At 46.0% G+C, this 24,617-nt stretch carries 21 protein-coding genes; 6 read left to right on the forward strand and 15 right to left on the reverse strand.

Going from position 1 to position 24,617, the window contains the following annotated elements; genetic code table 11:
• Positions 1-48 precede the first annotated feature (48 nt).
• The 5 genes from yidD to hslV are packed head-to-tail and all read right to left on the reverse strand — an operon-like array spanning position 49 to position 3,000.
• Positions 49-294: a membrane protein insertion efficiency factor YidD gene (yidD, locus tag B5D50_RS14110; RefSeq protein ID WP_078923290.1), complete on the reverse strand. Its 246-nt coding sequence runs from the start codon at positions 292-294 to the stop codon at positions 49-51.
• Positions 291-713, reverse strand: coding sequence for a phosphoribosyl-AMP cyclohydrolase (gene hisI, locus B5D50_RS14115; protein WP_078923291.1), 423 nt, complete (start codon positions 711-713; stop codon positions 291-293). The genes yidD and hisI overlap by 4 nt, the downstream gene beginning before the upstream one ends.
• Positions 713-1,078, reverse strand: a complete 366-nt coding sequence (locus tag B5D50_RS14120) for a gamma-butyrobetaine hydroxylase family protein (protein WP_078923292.1) — start codon at positions 1,076-1,078, stop codon at positions 713-715. The genes hisI and B5D50_RS14120 overlap by 1 nt, the downstream gene beginning before the upstream one ends.
• Before the next feature lie 10 nt (positions 1,079-1,088).
• Positions 1,089-2,462 carry an ATP-dependent protease ATPase subunit HslU gene (gene hslU, locus B5D50_RS14125; protein WP_078923293.1) on the reverse strand — a complete coding sequence of 458 codons (1,374 nt, stop codon included), beginning with the start codon at positions 2,460-2,462 and terminating at the stop codon, positions 1,089-1,091.
• A 4-nt stretch (positions 2,463-2,466) separates the two neighbouring features.
• Positions 2,467-3,000 (reverse strand): ATP-dependent protease subunit HslV, encoded by a 534-nt coding sequence (hslV, locus tag B5D50_RS14130; protein WP_078923294.1) that lies wholly within the window; start codon positions 2,998-3,000, stop codon positions 2,467-2,469.
• A 229-nt stretch (positions 3,001-3,229) separates the two neighbouring features.
• Between hslV and B5D50_RS20760 the strand changes: the two genes are divergently transcribed.
• A complete protein-coding gene (locus B5D50_RS20760; protein WP_268807817.1) occupies positions 3,230-3,352 on the forward strand; it encodes a hypothetical protein in 123 nt (40 codons plus the stop codon).
• Positions 3,353-3,464: 112 nt separating this feature from the next.
• Entirely contained in the window at positions 3,465-4,202 is a 738-nt protein-coding gene (locus tag B5D50_RS14135) for a DUF3299 domain-containing protein (RefSeq protein ID WP_078923295.1), read from the forward strand.
• 1 nt (position 4,203) lies between these two features.
• Here B5D50_RS14135 and B5D50_RS14140 read toward each other — a convergent pair whose 3' ends face one another.
• The 7 genes from B5D50_RS14140 to B5D50_RS14170 form a co-directional block, all read right to left on the reverse strand.
• Entirely contained in the window at positions 4,204-4,578 is a 375-nt protein-coding gene (locus B5D50_RS14140; RefSeq protein ID WP_078923296.1) for a VanZ family protein, read from the reverse strand.
• Between the two features lie 6 nt (positions 4,579-4,584).
• The gene (rssA, locus tag B5D50_RS14145; protein WP_078923297.1) at positions 4,585-5,538 is read right to left on the reverse strand and encodes a patatin-like phospholipase RssA; all 954 of its coding nucleotides are present in this window, start codon (positions 5,536-5,538) and stop codon (positions 4,585-4,587) included.
• A gap of 66 nt (positions 5,539-5,604) precedes the next feature.
• Positions 5,605-6,825 carry a cytochrome-c peroxidase gene (locus tag B5D50_RS14150; RefSeq protein ID WP_078923298.1) on the reverse strand — a complete coding sequence of 407 codons (1,221 nt, stop codon included), beginning with the start codon at positions 6,823-6,825 and terminating at the stop codon, positions 5,605-5,607.
• 5 nt (positions 6,826-6,830) lie between these two features.
• Positions 6,831-7,262 carry a FixH family protein gene (locus tag B5D50_RS14155; RefSeq protein WP_159448644.1) on the reverse strand — a complete coding sequence of 144 codons (432 nt, stop codon included), beginning with the start codon at positions 7,260-7,262 and terminating at the stop codon, positions 6,831-6,833.
• Positions 7,263-7,328: 66 nt separating this feature from the next.
• Positions 7,329-9,692, reverse strand: coding sequence for a copper amine oxidase (locus tag B5D50_RS14160; RefSeq protein ID WP_159448645.1), 2,364 nt, complete (start codon positions 9,690-9,692; stop codon positions 7,329-7,331).
• A gap of 46 nt (positions 9,693-9,738) precedes the next feature.
• Positions 9,739-10,899 (reverse strand): copper amine oxidase, encoded by a 1,161-nt coding sequence (locus B5D50_RS14165; protein WP_078923304.1) that lies wholly within the window; start codon positions 10,897-10,899, stop codon positions 9,739-9,741.
• 15 nt (positions 10,900-10,914) lie between these two features.
• Entirely contained in the window at positions 10,915-11,583 is a 669-nt protein-coding gene (locus tag B5D50_RS14170) for a P-loop NTPase family protein (protein WP_078923305.1), read from the reverse strand.
• A 292-nt stretch (positions 11,584-11,875) separates the two neighbouring features.
• On the opposite strand from B5D50_RS14170, the gene B5D50_RS14175 reads away from it, so the two are divergent.
• A complete protein-coding gene (locus B5D50_RS14175; RefSeq protein WP_078923307.1) occupies positions 11,876-13,198 on the forward strand; it encodes an AI-2E family transporter in 1,323 nt (440 codons plus the stop codon).
• Here the strand turns inward: B5D50_RS14175 and B5D50_RS14180 are convergent.
• The gene (locus tag B5D50_RS14180; RefSeq protein WP_078923308.1) at positions 13,140-14,876 is read right to left on the reverse strand and encodes a hypothetical protein; all 1,737 of its coding nucleotides are present in this window, start codon (positions 14,874-14,876) and stop codon (positions 13,140-13,142) included. The two genes, B5D50_RS14175 and B5D50_RS14180, sit on opposite strands and share 59 nt — an antisense overlap.
• A gap of 61 nt (positions 14,877-14,937) precedes the next feature.
• On the opposite strand from B5D50_RS14180, the gene B5D50_RS14185 reads away from it, so the two are divergent.
• Positions 14,938-15,726, forward strand: coding sequence for a methyltransferase domain-containing protein (locus B5D50_RS14185; protein WP_078923310.1), 789 nt, complete (start codon positions 14,938-14,940; stop codon positions 15,724-15,726).
• On the opposite strand, the gene B5D50_RS14190 is transcribed toward B5D50_RS14185, so the two are convergent.
• Positions 15,720-21,656, reverse strand: coding sequence for a CHAT domain-containing protein (locus B5D50_RS14190; RefSeq protein ID WP_159448646.1), 5,937 nt, complete (start codon positions 21,654-21,656; stop codon positions 15,720-15,722). The genes B5D50_RS14185 and B5D50_RS14190 overlap by 7 nt on opposite strands.
• A 269-nt stretch (positions 21,657-21,925) precedes the next feature.
• Here B5D50_RS14190 and B5D50_RS14195 point away from each other — a divergent pair, with 269 nt between their 5' ends.
• Together B5D50_RS14195 and B5D50_RS14200 are read left to right on the forward strand one after the other, a co-directional pair.
• Positions 21,926-22,738, forward strand: coding sequence for a DUF6174 domain-containing protein (locus B5D50_RS14195; protein WP_078923313.1), 813 nt, complete (start codon positions 21,926-21,928; stop codon positions 22,736-22,738).
• A 49-nt stretch (positions 22,739-22,787) separates the two neighbouring features.
• Positions 22,788-23,501: a DUF6174 domain-containing protein gene (locus B5D50_RS14200; RefSeq protein WP_078923314.1), complete on the forward strand. Its 714-nt coding sequence runs from the start codon at positions 22,788-22,790 to the stop codon at positions 23,499-23,501.
• Here the strand turns inward: B5D50_RS14200 and B5D50_RS14205 are convergent.
• Positions 23,498-24,601 carry a DNA cytosine methyltransferase gene (locus B5D50_RS14205; RefSeq protein ID WP_078923315.1) on the reverse strand — a complete coding sequence of 368 codons (1,104 nt, stop codon included), beginning with the start codon at positions 24,599-24,601 and terminating at the stop codon, positions 23,498-23,500. The genes B5D50_RS14200 and B5D50_RS14205 overlap by 4 nt on opposite strands.
• Positions 24,602-24,617: the final 16 nt, after the last annotated feature.

The raw sequence follows: 24,617 nt of genomic DNA on the forward strand, positions 1-24,617 counted from the left end.
TCGCTGTAAACTTTTTAGGAATGAGCGGATCGTCGGTAGCTGGATTGACTAGTGGTCAGCTTTGGTTTTAAGCGGTTTTTTTGGCTCAGGAACGAGATCAATGCCACCTTCATGCCAAGGGTGACAACGTGAAATTCTGCGTACTCCCAACCAAGTTCCTTGCAGTGCACCATGCTTTTCAATGGCTTCCCTCGTGTAATGCGAGCAAGTTGGATAATAGCGGCAGTTATTCCCTAAGAGAGGGCTAAGAAAGAGTTGATAGCCGCGAATGATGCCGATGAGTACTCGTTTCATGGATTGACGGGTGAGTGCTGATACAAAGTCTGGGGATCAATCAATGGTTCGCTATCAACAATGACTTGATCATGCTCAACTTTATAGAAAAAACAATGTCGCCGTCCAGTATGGCAAGCAGCCCCTGTTTGATCGACTAATAATAAAATGGTGTCTAAATCACAATCAAAGCGCAACTCTTTCAAGAGTTGCACTTGGCCTGAAGATTCACCCTTACGCCAAAAGGCTTGGCGGGAGCGCGACCAATAGCACACGCACCCAGTTTGTAGGGTTTCCTCAATAGAAGCACGATTCATCCAAGCCATCATCAGCATTTCACCGGTATCATGCTGCTGAGCAATGGCAGGAATTAGTCCTGCTTCATTATATTTCAACTGATCCAAGAAGCTGCTTAAGTGTTGGTTGTTAATGGCGGTCATTAGATGATTTGCCCTGGGGCTTTACGTTGATAACCGTGCGCGGCGAGCCTTGTTAAATAATCATCCCAATGTTGCTGCTGGTGTTTGCCTAAATCATACAGCAGCTTCCAATCGTATAAGCCGCTGTCATGATTATCATCAAATACCAGTTTTACTGCATAGTAACCGACGGGTTCAATCGCAGTGATATTTACATTTTCCTTGCCAATTTGTAGCTTTTCTTGGCCAGGGCCATGACCACGCACTTCCGCAGAAGGCGAGTAAACTCGTAAGTATTCACAGCTTAAAGTATGGGTCTCACCATCAGGCCATTCGATCACTAGCTCACGCGATTTCTGGTTGAGGGTTAAATTCGTCGGTGTCATGCCTAGCTCCTTAGAGGATATAGCGGCTTAAATCTTCATCTTTGACCAATTCGCCTAAAGTGGCATCCACATGCGCTCCATCAACAATTTTCGCACCATCACAATCAGGAGCAGCATACAGTACATCTTCCAACAAGCGCTCCATCACCGTATGTAAGCGGCGTGCGCCAATGTTTTCGGTGCGTTCATTCACCTCAAAGGCAATTTGCGCGATTCGCTGAATGGCATCTTGGGTGAATTCTAACTTCACACCTTCAGTAGCTAATAAGCCTTGATACTGCTCGGTTAAAGAAGCACTCGGTTCAGTGAGAATGCGTTCAAAGTCGCCCGCTGTTAAAGCCTCCATTTCAACCCGAATCGGTAAACGACCTTGTAATTCGGGAATTAAATCGGAAGGCTTTGAGACGTGGAAAGCACCTGAGGCAATAAACAAAATATGGTCGGTTTTAATCATGCCATATTTCGTATTGACCGTTGAACCCTCAATAAGGGGTAGCAGGTCACGTTGTACACCCTCACGTGAGACATCAGCGCCACTGACTTGGCCGCTGCGTGCGATTTTGTCGATCTCATCAAGGAAGACAATACCCGTTTGCTCAACTGAATTGAGGGCACGTTGTTTAAGTTCATCTTCGTTGACCATTTTGTGAGCTTCCTCTTCGGTCAGCAGCTTCATGGCTTCTTTAACTTTCAATTTACGGCGGCGTTTCTTTTGACTACCCATGTTTTGAAACATGCTTTGCAGCTGGCTCGCCATCTCTTCCATACCCGGAGGGGTCATAATTTCCACCCCCACATTAGCACCCGTTAGTTCGATTTCTAGTTCTTTGTCATCGAGTTCACCTTCACGTAATTTCTTACGGAATTTTTGACGAGTCGGGTTATTGTCGGCAGTTTCTTTTTTATTGGTTTCGTCTGGGTCAATTTCTAGCCATGCATTGATCGACGGGTTACTCGTTTCTTGCTTAGGGCGAGGTAATAGAATATCTAAAATCCGCTCTTCAGCCGCTTCTTGTGCTCGATAGCGGACTTTTGCCACTTCTTGCTCACGGAGCATCTTGACCGCTACATCGGCAAGATCACGAATAATGGAATCGACTTCTTTACCGACATAACCAACCTCAGTAAATTTGGTGGCTTCCACTTTAATAAAAGGGGCATTGGCTAAACGGGCGAGGCGACGGGCGATTTCCGTTTTACCTACCCCTGTCGGGCCAATCATCAGAATATTTTTCGGAGTCACTTCATGACGTAATGGGTCTTGCATTTGCTGGCGACGCCAACGATTACGCAAAGCAATCGCCACTGAGCGTTTAGCTTTATCTTGCCCAATGACGTGCTTGTCCAGTTCTTGAACGATTTCGCGGGGTGTCATAGTGGACATGGAATTAAAGCTCCTCAATGGTCAAATTATGATTACTATAAATACAAATATCGCCAGCGATATGTAAACCTTTTTCGACAATTTCGCGGGCGCTTAAATCGGTGTTTTCCAGCAGAGCACGTGCCGCCGATTGCGCGAAAGCCCCCCCAGAACCAATCGCGATTAAATCATTTTCCTGCTCAACCACATCACCATTACCGGTAATCAGAAGTGAAGCGGTGTTGTCTGCTACGATTAATAATGCTTCTAAGCGACGCAACATTCGATCGGTGCGCCAATCTTTAGCTAACTCAACGGCTGCCCGAGTGAGATTACCATTATGGGCTTGTAGCTTCGATTCAAAGCGCTCAAATAGTGTGAAAGCATCAGCTGTACCCCCTGCAAAACCTGCGAGCACCTTATCATTGTAGAGACGGCGCACTTTACGCGCATTGCCCTTCATAACGGTATTGCCTAGTGTGACTTGTCCATCACCACCGATCACGACTTTACCGTGACGGCGCACACTTAATATGGTAGTTCCTCTGTATTGCTCCAAAGCTTGCTCCGCAAATGTTCTAAGTATCCAGTCTGGTCTATATGGGCGCAATCACTAAATTCAATAGTCCGCAGTGCTTTTGAAAAATCTTCATTTGTAAAAACCTAGTATTTTATGTTTATATGTTATACTCAAATGACTGTGGAAAGTCTTTTATGTTCAATGGTTTAGACGCAACATTAGTTGTTTTTTAACCACAATCCAACCTAGAGGATTCAGGAGGTGAATCATGGCTATCGTCGTTGGTCTTATTGTTTTAGGTCTACTGGTAGGTTTTGTCTGCTATACCAGCCGCTGCACAGTGCGCAATAGTCGTGCTCTACCTAAGGAAATCGCCGATAAACTCATGTAATGTAGGTATAGTCCTCTATTATAACTAAGGCATTCAGCCACACCACATCGACTATTTTAACTCTGGCTCTACCCGCTTTTGCGGGTAGAGTCTTATTGGGTCTAGCCAATCAGTGCGTTTAAAAACCAAGTCTTGGATTCGCCGCTTAACTATCTTGCCATTAGGTTTAAGTTTTGCAAGCTATGCTGTCAGTACGATCACTCAACCAAACTCAGTGACTCAAATGCCTTCGCCCTCCTCCACTGCAGCAGTGAAGCCCCCTAAAAGCACAAATACACTACCTGCGAGTAAAACCATCGACTGGATTGATTTACTTCCCATGAATGTGAATAGAGAGGTATTGATGGAGCATTATGCTGACTTAATCATTCAACGTTTAGATCCCGCCGATGACCCGAATCTCCAAGCAAACCTCATGGCTGAATTTGCACAAGCCCCAACTAATCCAGACTTAGCAGGCAACACTATCCGTCTCGCAGGCTATATGGTGGTCTTAGCTAGCCGCGAAGATCGTATCACTGAATTTTTATTAGTCCCCTATTCCGGTGCAGGTCTGCATCAGCCAGCTCCTCCTGCGAATCAAATGATTTTAGTACGTGCTCAACCAGAGCAGGCCTTGCTGACGAGCCAAGAATATGAGTCGGTTTGGGTTGAAGGCAAGCTACAGATTCAGAGTAATACGACAGCTAGCGCCCAAGTTAACTATTTAATCGACCCTGCTCAAGTGCGGCTCTATACAGCCGAAGACGCTAAACAAGCTGAAACTCAAGCAGTGGAAACGACGCACAACGAACCAGATCATGCACATGAGCAATCTAAAGATGGAGATGAAACTCCTCATCCTGAGTAGTCTAAGCGCTTGATTTTACCTTTAAGATCATTCTGAATAGCAACCAATACACCATTAAACCCACCGCATCGGCTACAAAGTCTAATAGCGAAAACATTCTCCACGGCGTAAACGACTGCAAAACCTCGATCAAAGCGCCATAACCTAACAGGATCGGTACTTGAAACCGCCAAAAGTCTTTGCGGCTCGCCATATCCAATAAGGCAGCATACGCAAAAAAAGCTGTCGTATGCAGCAACTTATCGTTGAGTTGAATTTCTCCCGTATCTGGCGAGGGTATCAAAGCTAACACTAACCCCAAGCCTAAGAGGATGAGAAATAGCCACATTAACAGTCGCCGCTGCGGTACGGGTAAATTGAAAAATCGAGTTGGCATGGTTAGTTAATGACTGATAAGCGCTTCGAGTTCAAAACGTAGGCGCTGCACACTGTCATAGCCAGCTTGAATGGATTCTTGCGCACGATAAAACTCGAGTAGGCTAATATCCATGAGTTTTGGCGAGAGCAAAATATCCGGTGGATCACCCGCCATTCGGCTGCGCGTGATTTTATCCTGCATAATATTAATAGAACCTGCGAGTGCTTCAATTAAATTAGGGGCTGGCATCAGCCGATTAGTATTGAATAAGCTGGAAGAATAATCCCGTAAAGAAGCTGCAACATTCGTTAGACTGATTTTATTGGATTCAGCCTCAGTCGTATTCAACTCAGGATTAGCGACACTGGGCTTAGGTTGGGGTTGAAAATGCCGCCGTGTAATAGCGTCATTCAAATTCACCGCGATCACCAGCTCTGCACCTAAAGCACGGCAAAGCGACACCGGTACTGGATTCACCAAGCCCCCATCCACTAACCATTGATCCTCATAGGCAAAGGGAGCAAATAAGCCGGGCAAAGAAATCGAGGCCATGACACCATCAAGAACTTTACCTTCGGTAAACCACATTTCGCGCCCTGAACCTAAATAAGTGGCGACGGTAGCAAATTTAGTGGTTAAGTTGGCAAAAGTTTGGTCGGTTGCACAGACATATTCATTAAAAAATTGTTGCAACCGCTCACGATGTACAAAACCATTCAGTGAAGGATTGAGGTCAAAAAATCGAACTAAATCGAGTTTAGTGAAGCTCAAAACCTCACGCTCTAAACGCTCTAAATTACCGGCAGCATAAGCCGCGCCCACAATCGCACCCACGGAGCAACCCGCAATAATATCCGGCTGGATACCCAGCTCTTTCAAAGCGCGCAAAACGCCAATATGCGCCCAACCACGCGCTGAGCCGCTGCCTAAAGCAAGACCTATACGGGGTAGTGGGTTTTTGGTGCTGGTATTAGCCATGTTTTTCTACCGAGTGATTGATTGACTAGACTATAGCGGTTCTAGGCTACTAATTCACGACTAAGATTACTCAATATTTAAGGTATTTAAAAAAGCGATTAAAGCTTGCTTTTCAGCCTCAGTTAATACAATCGCAGTTAAATCAGCCCGTCCAGCCTTGATTTCACTGGAGTTTATATAGTGATCTAACACGTCAGCCAGTGTCGCTTGCTTGCCATGATGGAAATAAGGGGCAGTTTGCCCCACATTGCGTAAAGAAGGGGTTTTATAGGCACCGATTAATTGATGGCGATTGCGTTGCATATATTGCAATTTCGTACAGTCTGCGGGGGAGGCATCGCTAAACTCACCTAGACAATTAAACCGATCAAACCGAATTTGATCAAGAATGGCAGCTCGCCCCGTATCTCGACCCATTTCACCGGTACCAATACTATGAAAAGATTGATTCGTGAATAAAGGTCCTGAGTGACAATTTAAACACTGCTGTTTTGGATCAATGAATAAGCGTAAGCCTTCTAATTCAAGAGGGGTAAGTTTGCTATCACTCTTGCCGGCTTTTAAAGCCGCAACATATTGATCAAAACGGCTCAGAGGTGGTTTCAAGCTAGCCACATAAGCGGCGATCATTTTACCTAGATTAGCAAACTGGGTATCAATACTGGTCCGCTGCTGAGCACTTAAGGCCTTCCAAGCTTGGATTTGCGCAATACTCCCTGAAGGGCGCGCATCCGTTGGCCAAGCAGCCATTTCAGCAGTGCTAGGTGACGCCCCAAATAAAGCTTGATATTTTTGCTGATACTGAGGATCAGTGAGGACTAATTTCACGACAGCGGTGCGAGCAAGATTATGCTCTTTGGGATCTTCCAAGGGGCTTAAGGCTTGTGACCAAAGGCTGTCTTTGCGCCCATCCCAAAAAAACCATTGATTCCAAGCCACCCCTAACAGTGAGGGGGTATTGCGTGTACCCGTCTCAATGGCTTGTGCAGTGGTTAAGCCATCACTAAAAAACTTTTCAGGCTGATGGCAACTCGCACAACTGACTTGACCATTCGCACTTAAGCGCTGATCAAAGAATAACTCTGAGCCTAGTTGTACTGCTTGTGGATTAGAGAGATAACGATTGCTGGCATCACTCACTGCAGGTAAAGCATCCAAAGCCAGTGATTGAATCAACCCCCATGCTTGTGGAGTCCAAGGATTGGCAGTTGGACACGTTGGCTCTGCACAACTGTTTAGACTGAAACTCAGACTTACGCAGCAGATGAGTGCGACGATAGGGCGCATGTGGCTTATTCTAGGTTAGAAATCTCAAAGCTAAAGACTAGTTTATCTTGACCTGCTGGGGTCTTAATCAGCAAGCCAAGCAGCCAAGCTCCGGGCATATTATATTGTAAACCTTCAATCTTATAATGGCCTTGTGCAGCGAGTGGACTCACTACGGGTGCGGTTGGCAAACCATGTCCATGCTTTGGCATACCGCCATCAAGCTTAATGTTAGCGCCATGAATGGCCTTGCCACTCCCATCCGTTAGCTCAAGTTGGCAATCTTGGAAAGATCCGACGGACGGTAAATGCTGACACCTAAGCCGCACTTTAAATAAGCCATTCGTGCTGGTTTGAGTCAGTTCCCATGCAGGTTTTGTAATATCTGCATCAGTTGGTGCTTTACACGCTAACAAAACACAAACTAAACCGGTCAGTATGAAAATATGTTTAAACATCTGTTGATTCATTATGCCTTAACTTAACAGGCAAGGCTTAGTTTTAACGCCTTGCCTGACCAATGATTAGTATTTATTAATGCGTAGATTGTCAACGGCGGCTTCTAACATACTGCCCGCCCCACCATCTGCAGCTTCTATTATAAGGTGCACTGTACTGCCCGCAAAACTACTCAAATCAGCGCTGAAAGCACTCCATTGCGCGGGGCGATTGGCAGCTGTACCAGTTTGTAGGACTAGAGTCTGTTTGCGACCTTGCTCGGTTTCTAGGCTAATTTTAAAAAAGTCCGCATTCGTTGTATTCCAAAGATGCGCAAAATAATAATCGAGTTGCAGGCGGTAGTGGTTATTAGCCGCCAAATGGATAGGGGGCGAACGTACTGAGGTTATACCCCCATCCACATCATAAGTTCCGACACTAGTACCGGCTTGATAACCTGTTACTAGCGCTTGCAAACCACTCGAGGCCGCACCTAATTGCAGTGGGATCGTTTGATAATAAGTTGCTTGCGGCTTAGCCGCTTGCCACTGCCCCACTGTGGCAGAATCAGCACCTGCAGGATTCACTGTCCAATTTAAGCTAGCCTCAAAGTCTTCGCTATAGACCGTGTTACTGGTGGTGTTACCACTCGGTATACCATCGGTTATATCCCCTGTGTTGTTTTGTTTAACCACTTTTAGACTATCGAGGGCAGCCTCCACAATACTACCGGCATCCGCGTCCGCTGCTTCCACCAAAATATAAATCGTCTTACCCGCATAGGCGGCTAAATCGGTATTAAAATTTGTCCATTGAGCTGAGCGATTAGCTAAATTACCCGTTTGTTCCAGCACGGTTTGGCGACGATTACCCTCCACAATACTGACCCGGAAAAAATCACTCGTACTGGCATTCCACAGATGAGCAAAATAGTAAGCAAACTCGAGGCGGTATTTAGTATCCGATGGTAGATTAATAGCTGGAGAGCGGATTGAGCTTAAACCACCATCTAGATCATACGAACCCACCATTGATCCCGCCTGCGGGCCAGTGGCTAAGGCTGCATTACCCGTATTTGCTGCCCGTTGTGTGGCTATATTTTGATAAGTGGTTGCCTCTAAGCGCCCTACTTCCCATCGACCAGAACTGGCTTGATCGGTGTTATAGGGATTGCGAGTCCATTGGTTAGCCGTTTCAAAATCATCGGCAAATAAAATATCGGGGTTATTCGCTGGAGTCGTGCCATCCGTACCGCCAGTGCTTGCAGCTGTATCAGGAGCTGTACTTAAGGGGTTTTGTGCATGCCAATCACGAGGGCTTAAGCTGATATAAGACCAATGAGCATCCATCTGGGGCGCATCTTCAGCACGAGGCATGTGATAAAACGTGGTACTTGGCCAAACGATTAGATCACTCCCGGTTAAAGGCTCGCCATCGACAAAATCAGCTAGATGATTAGCACAATTATTGACCGTTGGATTATGCGAAGCAAAGAGTTCGCAACTATTATACCGCGTGACATAGAGGTCATTTTGAGTGAAAGGTTCGCTGGCTGGGCCAAGATCTTGTTGCTCGGATTGATGCAAACGAAGTTCATAAGAAATCGGCAACCCCTTGGCATTTTTTGTAGCCCCATCGACTATTCGCCAAGTACGTGAAGTGGTCGGGTCAACAGAACGGGCTACTTCAGTAGTAAAGCGTGTTTTGGTTAAGCTAGTACGCCCACTATTAGCGGTGAAGTTTAACTCCTCCACATAGTCATCCATGCTAGTACCATTTAAATCAAAATCCAGCCGCCAAAAGAAATTATGTAAATGCGCAATCCCCACTTTATTATCCGCAATCAACCAACCTTGTTGCTCGGTATTGCGGTCGCTATAGCGTTGTAGTGCGCCGGTAGCACCGACACCCGGTTCAATCGAACCATCATCCATAAAGCGCCAACTAGGAATATAGTTATAAGCACCGATTTTAGACACGCTAAACAAACTAAATGAATCCCCTTGTAGGCGATCTGTGTTCGAACTAAAAGCGCTACCTCGTGCTTCATTTTGTTGGCAAACCACCGCTTTACTACCAAAGCGCAGCAATTTACCACCCGGGCAATCCGTTTGGTTTAAAGCAGCCATGTAGTTGCCACCTAAGCCATAATCAGAAATATCATGATAGCGGGCGCCATTATCATCATAAGGCACATGAATTTGAGCGAGTGCAGCTTGGTTTAAGACCATGCGTCGTTCACCATGACGTGGCGTATAATGAATTTTTGAGAGCACAATGCCTTCGCGAACACGATGCTCCCAACAAAGATCCCAACGGGCTTGATTGGGTAGGGTGACATTCACAGAATAAGCATCTGAGCAGAATTCAGCGGCATAAACCTGACGCGCCCCAGTCATTAAAAGCACAAAACATAAGCAGGCCAACAGAGCTAGAGTTAAAGTTCGCATGGCTGGTTCGTTCCTATTAATTTTTCTAAACATGAAGGCTAGCGGCTCAGAACGGATTCTGTGCATTCCAATCACGAGGTAACAATTTGAAGCTTGACCAGCGAGTACTCATCCGATTGCTATCTTCGCTGCGGGGTAGATAGTGTTGATTTTGCTTATACCAAACCACTAGATCTTGGCGATTAATGTTTTGCCCAGAGATAAATTGCGCGATATTGTCACCACAAGTAGCGGTAGGATTATTCGCTGCAAAGCGTTCACAAGCCTGATAAGCGGTAAAATACAGATCATTTTGTAACCATGCTTGATTACGATGATTAGTACGACTTTGGTCATAGTGGGAAGGGACTAATTCATAAGAAATAAATTTGCCTGCTGCGTTACGCGCTACGCTGTCTCGAATCCGCCAGAAGCGTTTAGTCTCTGGATTCAAACTGCGGGCAGTTTCTTGACCGACTAGTTCTAAAGTTTTGGTTTTACGTAAGCGATCCGGGGTGGGAGTGCTATTGATTTCTTCTACCACATCATCATTAGCGATTTCATCGAGATCAAAGTCTAAGCGCCAGAGATAATGGTCCATAAAACTACTGCCAATTTCGCCATTTGCACCAACAGGCCAACCATATTGAGCAGTACTTTCGCCAACAGCCGGGAGAATCCCACTTAAACCAATCGCTGGTTCGATGGTGCCATTTTCATAAAAGGACCAACGTAAGCTGTAATTACGCGGGCCAATTTGCGAACTGGTAATGATTTCAAAACGTTCGGTTTGACGTTGACTAGTGTATTTATATAAATAGCCTGCTTTATGCATAGTCGCGCACAGTACTTGCCGCCCATTCCAAGCGTATAAAGTACCCGTTGGACAATCCTGAGCCGTTTGTGTGAGGATATTATTCCCACCTAAACCTAATTCGGTGGTGATAAATTTAGGATCGACAGCGGCATCATCAAAGCTGGCTTCGATCTGAGACAGTGAGGCCTCACCTAAGACCCGACGGTAAGCTGTACCCGGTGCTTGATAATGAACTTGAGATAAAACTAAACCTTCTTGATCTTTAATAGTCCAGCAAAACTCCCATAAAGCGCCTGAGGCAAACCGCTTGCTCATTTCCTCGCCTTGGCAATGGCTCGTCGGTGCAGCCATCGCGAGGCTCTGCCAAGCCATTAAGCTGATCAGGGTCAGGCTAGAGATTAAGTATTTCATGGTGTGCTCTCCAAACTAGAAACCGATATTTTGGGTAACTAGACCCACTGATAAATTCACAATAGGGCTAATTTCAAACACCACAGAATCATGGGTATACAATAGGACTTGCGCACAGCGTTGAATGCCGCAGTTTTGTGAGGCTGCATTTAAACCTTCAGGTAAGCTATCAGCGGTGAAAACAAAAGCTTTCACGTGTAACTGCTCGGGTTTAATTAGGGTTTGCCCAGTGATGCGTTTATATTCGGCTTGGATCTGAGACAATTGCTCAGGGTCATTAAAAATCAGCAGGGAAGCCCGCGCTAATTCATTTTCGGTCAGCGGTAATTGCAGCTTTTGTACTCGTTCAGTCTGCACCCGCTCTTGTGTGTTTAAATCAACAATACTGTGAATCGTTTCATCGCTGCGATAGTCATAACTATAAACATCGGCTAAGCGTCGACCGGGTTGTTCTTTATCTACCGGACGCCGCTCAACCAATAATAGCTCTAGGGTATGGGCGATCGCGGGAGCGTGGGTGTCACTGCGCATGGCTAATTGAGCACGCTGCTCGGGTGCGGCTAAGCTGACAGCTTGGCTTAATTCTGCCGGGCTGAGGGGGTCTAAATCCTTGGCTAGGATATTGTTTGACAAAAAGGTCAGGCACAGCGCAGTCAGCGCTATTTTTGCAGATTTATTCAACATGATTTGTCTTAGGCCCTATATAAAAACAGGAGTCATTTAGCTGGAATTACACTCAATCTAGGTGTCTACTGTAGGGTTGGAGAGGATGAGCTCGCTATGCACAGCTGCTTTAGCGGACAATAAGGGGGGATAAATGATAATTTTATTTAATTAATGAATTAATAATAACGATGAACGGTCAGTATAAAACCACAGCAAACTCAATACACACAGGATTTTGTATGTGAGTCGCTCAGCCGAGCGTGGGTAATGCTATACTGCAGTGCACTAGAGGATACGAGGATGATGGTCAATGGCTACTAGCTCTGAGCAGCTGTATAGAGAGCGCTTTCCTTATCGCTTACGCAAGCCCACCTTAAGCTGGGAACGATTTTTGCCGACCTTAACACGGATTGCGGTCTGGGGAATCTTCTTTGGTTTGCTGGCGTTGTTAAGCTCCTTTTTTACTTTGCTATTTCTCACCTTTGTTTTTACTTATCTACAATCCAGTATTGTCGATTGGTTGTTACGTTTTGCACCTAAACGTCGTACTTCCTTAGTCATTCTAGTCAGTAGCTTATTTTTAAGTACGGTGATTGCTTTAGGGGTATTTATTGCTCCTAAGGTCTATCAGCAGGCCGCAGGTTTCGCACAGGGCTTTTCGGTGTATATGCAGCGGATTGATAAGGAAATTCTTAATATCGCCGCACGTTACCCTGTCTTGCAAGAGGCTCTGCCTGAGGTCTTAGGTTCAGCTCAGCAAGAACAGGTCCCACTTGTGACGGACGATCCGCTCACACCTGAAACCGTGGGTCCACCCGCACCACCACGCGCCTTTAAAGATACGCCCTCAGGTGTAATCTTAGGGATGTTGGCCGGTACCGGTAAGGCGGCGGATGGTCGTGAATTAGCACGGGTTGCTTTGGATCAATTAGCGAATATCAGTCGTCAAGCGATTACGATGCTGACGACTTTTCTATTAGCCTTTTTATTCTCTTTCTTGATTGTTTTAGATATGCCGCATCTAGCCGCTAGTGTACGTGATTTAGAAAATACCCGCTTACGATTTATCTATGTGGAAGTCGCCGACAATATTAAGCAGTTTGGGCGTGTCTTAGGGCAAACTATGCAGGCTCAATTCTTTATTGCCTGTGTAAATACACTGTTGACGGCGATTGGCTTATCTATCCTAGGGATGAATGAGCAAATGGCTTTCTTATCCGTGATTGTGTTCGTTTGCAGCTTTATTCCGGTAGCGGGCGTGTTTATTAGCTCAGTTCCAATCTGCTTAATTGCCTTGAATACGGGAGGCACGCATTTAGTGATGCTCTCGATTTTGATGATTATTTTTATTCATTTGGTCGAAGGCTATGCACTGAATCCCTTAATCTATGGGGCGCGCTTACGAATTAATCCTGTGATTGTGCTGATTATTCTGACGGTCGGTGGCAAGCTCTTCCATATCTGGGGTTTGATTTTGGGTGTACCTGTGTCTACCTATATTTTTGGCTATGCGATTCGCTATGATAATAATAATTTGCCACCTCGCTTACGCCGCAAACATGAACGTAAGCGCCTTACTCAGCCAACTTATGCTCCAGAATTTCCTGGGCCGGATTCAGATGGACGAGGTTAAACTCTTTAATAATCCGGCCTGCACGCCAGAGCTTTTGTGAGGCCTGTTCAGAGTCACCTTGAATTAAGGCGACTCTGACCTGCTGATGTAGCTGATAACTGATTTCCCGTGCTAAACGAATGATTTGCGGATTGCCATGATCAATTCGCTCTAATAAACGAATAAAGTACACAGCCCCTCGATTAGCCTGTTCATCTAAGTGATTAGCTTGTAAAGCTTGATAGGCTTTTTTCACTAATTCATCACTGGTCATCCCGTTGGCCGTGAGTGCTTCAGAATCGCGCTCAGGTGCTGGCAGTCGAGCCACGGGCGTCACGGGCGCAGGGGGGGGCGATAAGCTTGGAGCGGGATTAACGACGCCTAAAACTGCTGCTGTATTGATCGTTTGCACAGGTTGTAGCGTAGGTATGACCGTGACTGTATTCGGGGCTAGGTTGGTACCGACGAATTGTGCTTGCGGTCGTTGGCTAGCCTCAGTGGCTCTAATCAGGACAGGTGCTGGCGAAGGTAAATTAACCGCAGGATCTGCTTCTTCGACAAACTCTGCTTGAGTGTCAGGTGCAGATACTGGCATGGATTTTTTTTCAGGTTTAGTCTTTTTAAGGCTTGGCTTTTTTTCAGGTTCAGATTGAGTAACTTTCGTGGGTTCAGAGCGAGCGCTGACGGGTTGAGTCTTTTTATCCTGCATGGGTTTGCTGCCATTAGAAACAGGCGATGGCGCAATGGGAGCAGCCTGCGGTTTATGTTGCTCACTGGCTAAAGCTAAGCGCATATCACCGGGTTCGGGGTTGGGCAAAATTTGCGTATTAGTGAGGGCTAGGTCAATCGGAGTTGCGGGTGTGGTGGGGAGGCTGGATGTCACTACGGGAGGAGGTAGTGGTACTGGGGCTTTGCTAGTGACTACAGGCGGTGCTGGTTGATCAGCACTGGCCGTTGCAGGCATCGCTCGAGGTAGGTCGAGCTCAGCCGGACTTGCAAGCAAACTCTCGCTATTAGCCGCCTCAGTACTGACTGGCATATAGGCTTGAGTCGTCAACCAATAATTTTGATAATACCAACCCGCACTGCTCGCCGCAACGACCCCAATCACCCCCAGTCCCAGCCAAGGCCAAGCACTGAATGGAATACGTTTGGGTAGTTGTTGTGCTTGTAACAGTAGCTCGGGTGATTCAGTAAAGGTTTGTAATCTAGGTGCTAAAGCCGTGCTAGGTAAATAAACTAAACCATCTGCGCTGACTAAAAATAAAGACGTGGGTAAAGCACTCGTGAGCAGCCCTTGTTCAGTCAGTTGTTGATTCAAACGCAAGGCCTGCTCATGCAACCGAGTACTTGGTCCGAGCATTGGCGGTAAAGCAGATAAACTCCAACTTGGGGGGCTGGCCAATACAAAATAGGGTTCTGAGTTTAACCAACCGCTGTCAAGTACCTTTAATACCGCTGCATCGGTCTGTGCACTTAAAGCTTGCAGACGTTCTGTCATCAGCTTAAGCGGAATTTGCAGTAAAGCATTGGTGGGTAGAATATGGATTAAGACGGCAGCGGTCGCTGTAGCACTGGCCCGCAGATCACGGGCTTGATAAAGCGTTCCTGCGCTATTGCTGACTAATTCAGTTTGTAGTAAATAACGTTGCGCAATAAGTCGATTGCTTTGCTTACGCCGTTGCGTAACCCTATCCATAGGCTAGTCGCTCACTTTAAATTTTCTATTACCATTCACGCAGACGGGAAGCTTGCACTGTATGAAAAAAGATCGTGTCTTCGACGGTTTAACCCATAGTTTTCAGAAGAAAATTTATGGTGACGATCCTCGCGGTAAAATTCGTCTTCATATTGTACAAGATGACTTGTGCCAACAAAATTTAAACCACTCAACCCAATCCATTCTGGATGCGGGGGGTGGTTTAGGGCAAATGTCCATTTGGCTGGCAGCACAAGGTCACTCCATCCTTTTAGCTGAACCCTCAACTGAAATGCTAGTAGAGGCTCATGAAAATATTATAGCTGCCGGACAAGCGGGCGCGATTCAATTACAAAATGTAGATATTCAAAGACTTGTTGAGGCCAGTGAAGCTGAACGTTTCGATGGGATTGTTTTACACGCTGTTTTAGAGTGGCTGGCGGAGCCCCGTGAAACTTTAGAGCAACTTTTGAGCTTACTGAAACCCAATGGTTGGTTGTCTTTAATGTTTTTCAATCAATATGCGCGGGAGATGCGTTATTTACTGGGGGGTAATTTTAAAGCTCTGCGCGAACAACGAATTGCCAGCGATGGTAATGAAGGTTTAGCCCCGATTTCACCCTTGCCACCCGAAACAGTCTTGGCTTGGTTGCCAGCTCTCAATTTAGAACTCATCACATGGTCGGGAGTACGCTGCTTTTATGATTACGCTTACGTGGATATTCGTAAGCGAATGCCTTTGGATGAATTATTAGCACTAGAACGCCATTATTCACAGCGTGAACCGTGGCGTTCGTTGGCACGCTATCAACACTTTTTCTGTCGCAAGCAGTCGTCCCCGCTTCAGTGATGATGTGCTAAAGCAGACGCTAGTTTTTCTAAAATGGCGACCTTTTTTTGGCTAAGCGCCAGCATCTGTGTATTGGTTGCATACAAGCTATTAGCCGCTAAACTCAGGAGTTGGGCTAAGTTTCTCAATTGCTGTACCACTGAATTGAAATTGCGTACCGTGGTGGCGACCTCCCGGGTCACTTCTTGGTAAAGCCTAATAAAGTAGTCATCGGTTTCGTTAGGCTCAGCCGGATTAGCCAAGAAGCGGGCAATTTCTATATCTGCACTCATCACGGCATCAAAAAAGTCATTGGATTCAGTAAATTGTAGGCGGACTGCGGCATGTGCTCGATCTAATAATTCGAGGCAATTGTCTGGAGTTTGATTCAAGATTGCTGCCAATTGTAAGCGATTGATTAAGGGATAAGCCTTAAGTTTTGCACCTAACTCAATACCCTCCGCCTGTTGATAAGCCTTTAAGCTCTCTAGCAGCGCCGCTTGAATCGGTTGCCATGCTTGATTTTGTTGCAATAAAATAATTGCTAACCGTTTGTATGCACTACCTAGCAAGGCATAACGTTCAGTATTGCTGCTGAAATGCACAGGACCATCGAGCGCAGCGGCAATTTGTACATATTTAGTAATTGATAGCAGGCCTTGTAAGCGTTCAATAGCAGTTTTCACTAAATCAATCGCCTCATCAAACAGCATGGCACGCTCGGGGTCAGCAGTTGGGAATTCAAGGGCTTTTAAGGCTAAGGCTTCAGCTTGGCGGGATTCTAAATTTGCCATCAGCTCTAGCGCCACAATCGGTACTTGACCATTGCGATCCTCTTCAGCAATCGCGGCTTGGCAAGCTTTACGTGCTTCTACAAAGCCATCGGGCAAGACATTCCCATAGAGACGGGCGAGTTGATATTGTGTACCCGGTGTGGTCAACCAAGCAGTATTCGTCAAATTGGCAGCAAGATCCTCAAGTTCTTCATGCAAGCTTTGGAAGGTATAGTCACGGACTTTGTGATGCATATCGACATCAATACTCGCGAGCACATCTTGTAGCTCATGGGCAGACACGGGTTGATAGCTGTCACTCGTGCGCTTCGGTATTTTTGTAGGATCTAAGATAAAACTGGGGTCACCATACGCCTGATAAGCCCCCCAAGTATTTAAACTCGGATGACTCAGGCGAGTTTGTCGCCGTGCATCATACACAGCTTGACCAAAGTTTTGATTCTTTTCGATAAAGCTTGCAAAAAAGGTGGTAGAGAAAGTACAAGCTGCCGCATCATCCACCGCCCAACCCGCCGCGATCACACAACGCACACCCATTTCAATTAGCTCACGCGAGATACTATAGGCTAAACGGTTGTAATTAACGGTTTTAGTCCCCGTTATAGTGGCTAAATGGCAGCAGTTTAAGAAAACTAAATCGGGAATTTCCTCCATCTGACTGATTTCAGCCGCCGTCAGGAGCGTACCATCGGATAAAATGACTCCGGTGCGGTATTTACCGTCAGTCCCCTTTAAATTCACTTCACCGTGAGCCGCGATCATTAAAATTCGATACGGCTGTTTAAATAAAATATTAAATACATCTAAGGCAGTTTGATTCGGTGCCGCTTCAGAGGTCGCTGGCAGGCAGCGTTCAACGCGATACTCATTGCGCTCTAATAATTCAGCGACTTGCAAGCCCTCATCCGTCGCTCCGGCTAGGCTCGCGAGGCTTTTATCATCTTCTCGATTCGTGGGTTCAGGATCATAGTCAGGAAACTTTCGGTAGAACCCGCTAGTCAGTGGATTCGCAATTACGCAAGCAGTTTTGCTAATGGTGGTAGTGACTCGCCGCCGAAAGCGCATGGAACTGAGCTGGCGTACCATTTGCACTTGTAAGGCGAAAGGCTCATCATCCGCCTGCAGCATTTCCCAAGGTAGATTAGCGGTATAGCTATCTAAAATCAGGAGTAACCGAGTGGTTTGGCGGGCAGCGGATTTAAAATCAAAAGGAATCATCAGCTGAAATAAAGTACGACTAATTTCTGGTTTATATTCACTACTGATAATCGCATCACGAATCAAGGCTTCAATTAAACCGGGTTGACGCTGTTGAATGACAGTTTCGGCGCGTGCACGTTCAGACAGATACACATATTTGAGTAGCTCCGCTGGCGTACTCTCTAAAACACTCTGCTCCTTAGAGTCCTCTGCATTGGTTACCATCAAACGAGGCCAATATCCACTGCCAATAGTACGTTCACTTAAACGATGGCGCACACCTTGATAACGCGGGGCGATCAATTCGTTGGCAGGTATTAAGCGGGTTTCTAGACGCTCTAAATCCGTTTCTAAGCGCTTCGGTAGCTCCCGCACCATATAGGCTGCGGTAATCGCAGTATCTAAATAAAACTCAATGAAATCGAGTTTGGCAACACATCGTTTCGGCTGATCTTCACAGTTGTAGCGATATTGTTGATTGGCTTCACACACCCCCCGGACAATCGCCTCAATCGAAGCTTCGACGGTAATATGTGTTGTCGAGTTATAACCAATCAGCAAGCTATTTAAACCGAGTTCTTCGGTTTGCGAACTTTCAAGGTGTGGATTTAAGGGGGCAGTCAGCAAGTAATTCAACACGCCATCACGGACTGTATCGGTAATCTTTTGGGCGCTGATTTGGCTCCATTCGCCCAAACCGACAATAATAGCGCCCCGACAAGTATGCCGATGCAGATCTTCTGTGCTACGTGGCCGCAGAATAATCGTACTGGTACTGACCGGGCCTGCATAAATACCTAATCGTTCGCGTTGGCTTAAAGCACCCTGTACTAAATAGTCATCAATCACCCGCTCGGCGCTGGCAATAGCATCCGATTGATAATGACCACACAAAATCGGCTGCTGCACAAAGCGTAAATCCATCGCCCGCACCGCGACCTGTAAGGTTTGGGTCGTATCTTCAACGGGTTCTCGTTGCGGGCGATCACCAAAGCAAGCCAAAGCGACCTCTTCAGCCCCTGAGTGTAAAACCGGACCAGCCTCATAACGATAGCTACGCTGAATAGTGCTACGTTGGCGAGGTGGATTGTGTGCTAAAGCTTGGGTGCTACCCGTTTGCAGCAACTCCGCAAGGGCAGGGAAATACTGGCGAGTATTGGTTAGATTGGCATGACTGACCGGCATATACCAATATTGCGAAGCCGCTAAGCCCTTTAAATAACCCGCTGCCCAAGTCACTGAACCATCACCTTCTGTGGTGGCTTGCAGTGAGAGGCGATTATGCTCAATCTTCAGACCTTGCGGTGTATGCAAGTCATAGCCAAACACATAAATTAGACGCTCAGCCTGAGGAAGGCCTTGTTCTTCTTGCTGGGTTAAACGCGCACGCAGCTGTTTCGCCTGCTGTAATTGCGCCTTGTCTGGCAAAGCTCCAAAAGCCTCACCACCTGCAAACCAACGATCTCGATTCAGTTCGTAGAGTTTTTTCCAAGTCTTAGCTTCAAAATAATCCAGCGTTGGGGTTGGTGGGTCAGCCGGATTATCAATCGGCAGTAAATGCAATAGACCATCAAACTTAGCGATAATGTCTAAGATCTCTTGCAGATTATGCTGAAAGTCTAAGCTAGCCAATTGGCGCACGGCACGGCCTTTCCCCAATAGATTCTCTAAGACGGAGTGTGAACCCTGATTGGGTGTGCCTAACATGACGCAATAGCTATGCGGGCGTCTGGCGATTTTTTCCCAAATGGAAGATTGCCCCTCTGCTTGAGAAGCCATCAACAAGCGTACCACTAAACCACTCATCCCATGCGCGAGGATATTCACCGGACGTAGTGGTTGATTTTTTTGGTCTAATTCCTGCAATTTGCTTTCGATCAGCTCACCGAGCTGTTTAGCCAAAACATCTAAGCCTAAGCGCCAATCATAGGGCCAGGGGATGACTTCATAGGTTTTTTCTAAATAAGTTTGTAGCTCGCTGTAGTAACGCTGAAATAAACCATCAGGACGCACATTGCGTTTGCTGATATCTAAGCTACTCATCCCGCCGGCGGCTAAATCAAAAGGATCGAACCAAATTCGATCACCCTTACCTTGATTGGGTGGGCAAATCGCTAAATGCGTACCCATTAAATCCGGTAGATAAAAGACCAACGGAGCAGTTGCCGGGCGCGTGAGCGGTTTGGTTTTAGCCGGATGATCAGCCCCTGCTGGGCTGAGATGATCTAATTTCAGATCACAATCGGTGGGAATACGAGTGAAACCCGGGAGTTGCGTCGGGTCTTGAGTATTCAACCATTGATACAAAGCACGGCGAGTATTAGCCCGCTGAAAATAGTGAATATGACTGACTTGATTGTCCTGTGCATAGTATTCATAGCTAGTATTGCGCTTGGCTAAGCCAGCCCGCATGGACTGGGTATCGACGACAAAATCATTATCAGTTTTGCCAAATAAAACCCAATCAGTAAAGATAATGGCTATCCGTTTTAAGAGACTGGCTTGATCACTATCGGTATTGCCAGTAATCGCGAGCATTTGAATAGAGTCGGAGCGCGAAGCCGTCGCAAGGAAGCCAGCCAGTGGTGAATCTGGCAGCATGGCTTCTAAGCCCGGAATAAACCTTGGATCAATTCGCTTAGCGGCAATCTCTAAAACGACGCGGCGGAAAGCATTTAGTACCGAAGCGCTGACTGCACCTACAACGGGTATAAAACTAGCGCCTAGACTGAGTAGGGACAAAAACCCCGATAAAAACAGATCTATATTATCCGCCATCAGTGTGGTGCCACCAGCTGGGCAAGCAACTCGCACATAGCGCTCAATCTGAAATTGCTTTTTTAATAACAAGGCATGTAATTCAATAAGCTGTTGGCGTTCTTGCTCAACAATCAGTTGCCGAATGCTCGCTTGTTGCGTGGATTCTGGTTGGCCATCTAAATGAATCGGCCTACGCTGATAGTGTTCGATTAAGCCTAATTCAAAATTATCAAGGCAGAGCAAGTCACCAACTAAGCCTCCACGTGAGTGAGTGACCAATGAGAGTCGACAGCCTTGAGGGAGGATTTTAGCTAGCTGTAGCGCATTATCTAAGGGACTGGCTGAGAGTGTACGATGTTCAAAGCCATACACCCGCTTATTAAACGAGCGACTGATATGCTCCCAACTAATTTCTTGATTTGTAAGGCGTAAATCCCCGAAGCTACCCACAGTGCTCGAGCCTGTGCCATGAATAAAAACCAAGATGGGGTCTTGATTTTTCGCAGCTGCTTCGAGCTCTTGATCTTCAATCGTGACGCGATCCGTCAGTTGAATTTGTTTATTCGTCCAACGATACAAGCCCGGCTCACCTTCAAGCTTAGCTTCAATCACCTCCATTAAGGCTTTAGCCCCCACCCATGAAGCTTGGGCATAGGCTAAATCTTCAAACCTTTGACCCAGCTTGGCTTCTAGCCAGTCTAAAGCCTGTTCTTGTGCAGCACGAATAAAACTATCCGGGGTTAAATTCAAAATCGACAGCTTCGACCAAATCCAGCTGTCTAAGCCCCGACTATTGGCCTCATGATCCCTAAGGACTTTCAGATCCAGTGGTTCACCCGCTTTAACCTCGTCTGGATAGAGACGTTGTAATTCGGCTTGCAGCTGATCAGCACGCATAATCACCACACTGCCGTCTTGTGCCTCTAATACCATTAATTGTTCACTATCAACCGTCTCTTGTTGGCTAGCAACCGTTGCTGATCGTCCACCTTGGCTCAGATCAAACACCGCTTTAACTTGAACCGCTGCGTCGTTCATAAAGACATTACGCCCGCTACTGGTGGCACGTGAATGGCTCGCTAACGCACGGGGTAGTGGTAATTTAGACTCATTACGCAGCAGGCTACGCTGGGTTTGAGGGGGGATGAGTAAGACTAATTTGGCATCTTGAGTGGATTCACTGTTGGCAGCACGCATGAGCAACCCTCGTTTCCTCGCTATTAATAGGCTCATTATAGCTCTAGGTGTCGGATTAAGCCTGATTAAGCCCGTTTGTGGATGAGCTTTGGGTCTATTTGCAAAAAAGTATCAATGTCTACTCGTGGTGCGGGTCAAGATCAGTTAACTACCCCTATTCTCAGAAAAAGCCGCTTTTATCCTGAAAAGGATGGGCAAGTACGAGTACTTAGAGGCATCCTCAAAAAATATAACGGATGATTAGACTGGTTAGCTTGAGGATAAATTGAATGATTAATAATGATTATAACCGTAGCTTAAGTACTAGCTCACCCTTGCAGGCCAACAATGCGCGTCAACAAACGGCAACCAATGATAAAACTCATTTATTTTTGAACAATGGGCTAGTTGATTCAAAAGAAGTAAACAACGGAATTATGACCTTAGTGCAACAACTACTGAGCCTGTTGCCAAAAGGTGGGCAGACGAGGCCAGATCGTACTCCCACATTACAACTGACCAGTGAACAAGAAGCAGGTTTAAAAAATCTTTTAGGTTTTAGTAATGAAGCGATTAGTTTGAAGGTTTTAGATCGGCAGCGTGACAAAACTTTAAGCGCGGGTGATGTCGTTATCGTTTCAGGGGGTATCACTGGTGGTGAAATTACGCGCCATACCTTAACGCAAAAAGACATTGATCAACTGAATGGCAAGACCGATTTACCCGCCGATTTCGTGGCTAGCCGTGCTAAATGGGATGCAGCCACTAGCGATGGGCAAACGGCCTCTTACACCGCACAGTCGAGTTGTTTCTGCCCTGAAGACTACACCCGTCCTATGAATATTACTGAGCAGAATGGCAAGATTGTCGATGCGACTTATGCCGATACTGGCGAGGCTGTACCTAATTATATTCGTGATGGTTTATTAACCATGAACGAACGTTTTGACCAATTACAAGATGCTTATTTAAGTGGTGCTGAACGGATCGACGCGACTTATGATCCTCAGTTAGGTTATCCCAGCTCGGTTTATATTGACCAAAGCTTTATGATGGCTGATGAAGAAATCAGCTATAACATCAAAGACTTAGAGTTGGGTTAAGGTTCGGTAGCCAGTCACCCAAATTAATTTTTTAAAGGAGAATAGACCTATGGTAGTCGTATCGTTGCCACCTGTTTTACAGCCCTTATCGGCACTCGCGAACCAAAATACAGCCGCAGTGCAAAACAATGCTGCAAATACGGGCTTTACGAATGCAACTACTAGCGCAAATAGTGCGAACTTAAGTAGCAGCTTATTCGATGGTCTAATTAATAAATTCAAAGCCAAAACCAGCTCTGCCCAACAAGCAAGCACTCCTGTGGCTAATCAAGTCAGCCAGTTAACGCAATTATTGACCGGGCAAATTAATCAAACTGCCACTGCAGGGGCCACGAATAACGCAGGCGCTACAGATAATTTAGAGAATGATAATAATCTGACGACTAATGTCTCGATCAATGCTCTCAATGCTAATTTGGCTAAGTGGGAAGATTATTTAGCAGGAAATGATTATTCATTTACCCTAAAAGAGCGTAGTGCAGGCCAAACCCAACCTGCTATTAAGGTCACTGTCAGCGATGGACAAGTGAGCAGTGCCACTTATGCTAATGGTACAGCTGTCAGTGCAGAGGTTTTAAGCTCCCTACCAACCATTGAAGACATGTTTACCAATATCCGTCAAGCGGATGCAAATCATGAGCGAGTTGATGCCCTATACAACCCTCGACGGGGCTTTCCAGAGTTTATTCTCTTTGGTCATGATCGACAAACTAGCACTGATGACGTAAGTTACGTCCTCAATAATGTCAGCATCAATGCTTAAGCTACCTGACCTCTGACCTCAACCACATTGGGCTTCGTGCTGATGTGGTTGAGAAAATCAACCAAGGATAGTCCTAGCTCATAGCCCATATTAATAGGAACAGCATTACCAATCTGTTTATATTGTGAGGTTAATGGGCCTTTAAATTGCCAATCATCCGGGAAAGTCTGAATACGTGCATACTCACGCACGGTAAATGGTCTAGTTTCATCGGGATGGCATCTTTCAGTTTGTTTTTGAGCAGGCGCACACGTTAAAGTTAAGCAAGGCTCATCCCAATGCATGCGCCGCGCCATACCCGTTTTGCCACCACCTAAATAGAAACTTTTTTGCATATAAGTTTTTTGAACAGCCTCCGGTAAATCTCGCCAATACCCCCCTTGAGGAACTAATTTCATCACCTCAGCTTTCTTAGTAGGGTATTTTTGCCCATTAGACTCTGGAACATCGTTTTTATAAAGCTCACCTGCTTTTAAGGCATCTTTTAAGGTGTACATTTTTTGATAAGGCCTAGGCCAGTTAAATGTAGCCGAGTCGACTAAATCATTACGAATGCCAATTAAAATTAAACGCTCTCGTTTTTGGGGTACGCGATAAAAAATAGCCTTCATTAGATGCGGTGTTAACAACGTATAGCCTAACTCTTCAATCACTGAACGAATATTTTCTAAGGTCCGGCCATTATCATGCGAGAGTAAACCTCGGACATTTTCTGCCATAAAGATTTTAGGATTCGAGGCTTTAACCGCACGAGCAAACTCAAAAAATAAAGTGCCACGTGCATCCTCAAACCCCATTTTTTTACCCGCATAACTAAAGGCTTGACAAGGAAAACCACCCGTCACTATATCAACTTGATTGTAATAAGGCGTGAAGTCTAATTGACTAATATCACCTTCTTGAATATTCCACTGTGGGCGATTAACTCGCAAAGTTGCGCAAGCATGCTTATCAATTTCATTAAGTAGCACGGTATCCAGCCCTGCACGCTCCAAGCCAATAGCAAGACCACCTGCACCAGCAAATAGCTCAATGGATTTATAGGGTTGGGATGGATTAATAATGCCTAACATATCCGCAACTTGAGCAACTGAATACATGAGTTAACCTTAAACA

It is taken from the genome of Thiothrix eikelboomii, assembly GCF_900167255.1.
In the GTDB taxonomy this organism is placed as follows: Bacteria; Pseudomonadota; Gammaproteobacteria; order Thiotrichales; family Thiotrichaceae; genus Thiolinea; species Thiolinea eikelboomii.

Bases quoted from the DNA above. Each gene is read 5' to 3' on its own strand.
- yidD (WP_078923290.1), bottom strand. From the start codon at position 294: ATGAAACGAGTACTCATCGGCATCATTCGCGGCTATCAACTCTTTCTT.
- hisI (WP_078923291.1), bottom strand. From the start codon at position 713: ATGACCGCCATTAACAACCAACACTTAAGCAGCTTCTTGGATCAGTTG.
- B5D50_RS14120 (WP_078923292.1), bottom strand. From the start codon at position 1,078: ATGACACCGACGAATTTAACCCTCAACCAGAAATCGCGTGAGCTAGTG.
- hslU (WP_078923293.1), bottom strand. From the start codon at position 2,462: ATGTCCACTATGACACCCCGCGAAATCGTTCAAGAACTGGACAAGCAC.
- B5D50_RS20760 (WP_268807817.1), top strand. From the start codon at position 3,230: ATGGCTATCGTCGTTGGTCTTATTGTTTTAGGTCTACTGGTAGGTTTT.
- B5D50_RS14140 (WP_078923296.1), bottom strand. From the start codon at position 4,578: ATGCCAACTCGATTTTTCAATTTACCCGTACCGCAGCGGCGACTGTTA.
- rssA (WP_078923297.1), bottom strand. From the start codon at position 5,538: ATGGCTAATACCAGCACCAAAAACCCACTACCCCGTATAGGTCTTGCT.
- B5D50_RS14150 (WP_078923298.1), bottom strand. From the start codon at position 6,825: ATGCGCCCTATCGTCGCACTCATCTGCTGCGTAAGTCTGAGTTTCAGT.
- B5D50_RS14155 (WP_159448644.1), bottom strand. From the start codon at position 7,262: ATGTTTAAACATATTTTCATACTGACCGGTTTAGTTTGTGTTTTGTTA.
- B5D50_RS14160 (WP_159448645.1), bottom strand. From the start codon at position 9,692: ATGCGAACTTTAACTCTAGCTCTGTTGGCCTGCTTATGTTTTGTGCTT.
- B5D50_RS14165 (WP_078923304.1), bottom strand. From the start codon at position 10,899: ATGAAATACTTAATCTCTAGCCTGACCCTGATCAGCTTAATGGCTTGG.
- B5D50_RS14170 (WP_078923305.1), bottom strand. From the start codon at position 11,583: ATGTTGAATAAATCTGCAAAAATAGCGCTGACTGCGCTGTGCCTGACC.
- B5D50_RS14175 (WP_078923307.1), top strand. From the start codon at position 11,876: ATGGCTACTAGCTCTGAGCAGCTGTATAGAGAGCGCTTTCCTTATCGC.
- B5D50_RS14180 (WP_078923308.1), bottom strand. From the start codon at position 14,876: ATGGATAGGGTTACGCAACGGCGTAAGCAAAGCAATCGACTTATTGCG.
- B5D50_RS14185 (WP_078923310.1), top strand. From the start codon at position 14,938: ATGAAAAAAGATCGTGTCTTCGACGGTTTAACCCATAGTTTTCAGAAG.
- B5D50_RS14190 (WP_159448646.1), bottom strand. From the start codon at position 21,656: ATGCGTGCTGCCAACAGTGAATCCACTCAAGATGCCAAATTAGTCTTA.
- B5D50_RS14195 (WP_078923313.1), top strand. From the start codon at position 21,926: ATGATTAATAATGATTATAACCGTAGCTTAAGTACTAGCTCACCCTTG.
- B5D50_RS14200 (WP_078923314.1), top strand. From the start codon at position 22,788: ATGGTAGTCGTATCGTTGCCACCTGTTTTACAGCCCTTATCGGCACTC.
- B5D50_RS14205 (WP_078923315.1), bottom strand. From the start codon at position 24,601: ATGTATTCAGTTGCTCAAGTTGCGGATATGTTAGGCATTATTAATCCA.